Source organism: Pseudomonas sp. P5_B2 (assembly GCF_056400445.1).
On record NZ_JBFULH010001078.1, the window covers coordinates 1 to 1,040 of the forward strand.

Sequence of the window (1,040 nt, forward strand, 5' to 3'; positions counted from 1 at the left end):
CCAAGATTTCTGTCTCTGGTTTCTCGATTGCGATGGGCTTGTTGTGGCTCTCTACCGTGCCACTCACCAATAGAACCCTCGCTTCAGTATTTGGTGTGAGAAATTTTTCCATGCTCGGCGGCATCGTCTACTTCTTCCATCAGGTCGGCTCTTTCTTCGGTGGATGGCTCTGCGGGCTTGTGTATGACCGCACCGGCAGCTACGACCTCGCCTGGTACATCTCGATCGTGTTGAGCGTTCTAGCAGCTGTATGCATTGGCCTATCGCAGAGCGTTCGATCGAACGAATACTACGGTAGGAGGAATAGGTGCGAGCGGTGTGGCTAGCCGTTTGGGAGCTACCATCCATCCTTCTATTTTGCTCGATGTTCTTCGCACTGCATTACGGGGTACAACTCGGCCTTTATGATTGATGCAGAAAGCCCGTGAACGTGGGCCCTGCGCGTTTAAGCATTGAACTGCCGATCCGACGTGAACAATCACCAATTCCGCATACCCATAGATGTGGCTCGGCAAACRCCGAGCCAATCGRAAAGGCTTAGGCGATTTTTACATTCATCGTGATTTTGGCAGTGAAAACCTTCACGCCACCCTCGTCRAARATATCAACYGGGACGAACTTGTCGCCKCCGGTTTCCCAATCAATGCCACTGCCATCGGCAACCGCGCGAATGYTMGATTTTGCTTTSGCRAGATATTCAACAGTCATGCCTTTCGGAATCCATTTGGCRCCTGAAGGAATCGAAGCGTCAGTCATCATTCCRCCCGCTAACTCGGCTGCRTTGCAYAGGGCWATCGCGTGCACAGATGCYAGATGGTTGGTGATTTCCTTGCGAAACGGCACGTTTACCACTGCRTGGCCTGGGCTTAGCTCWGAAATCTCMGGGGYGATCGTGCTGAAGTAAGGTGCCATTTGGCASGCCATATTGCTGAACGCGGYRGGGCCTACGCTATTGAACATRCTTAGAGCTTGGCTCATGAGATACCCTYTTGGCTAGAATGCAGAAYAATATTCTGTARCGGAACAATATTCTGTATTTC

Annotated in this window: 1 protein-coding gene and 1 pseudogene; one reads left to right on the forward strand and one right to left on the reverse strand. The window is 51.3% G+C overall.

The window, feature by feature from the left end; translation table 11 throughout:
* Positions 1-298 (forward strand): annotated as a pseudogene (locus AC1DRJ_RS29290) (MFS transporter); the annotation flags it as partial.
* A 239-nt stretch (positions 299-537) separates the two neighbouring features.
* On the opposite strand, the gene AC1DRJ_RS29295 reads toward AC1DRJ_RS29290, so the two are convergent.
* Entirely contained in the window at positions 538-978 is a 441-nt protein-coding gene (locus tag AC1DRJ_RS29295) for a hotdog fold domain-containing protein (protein ID WP_477805201.1), read from the reverse strand.
* Between the last annotated feature and the right edge of the window lie 62 nt (positions 979-1,040).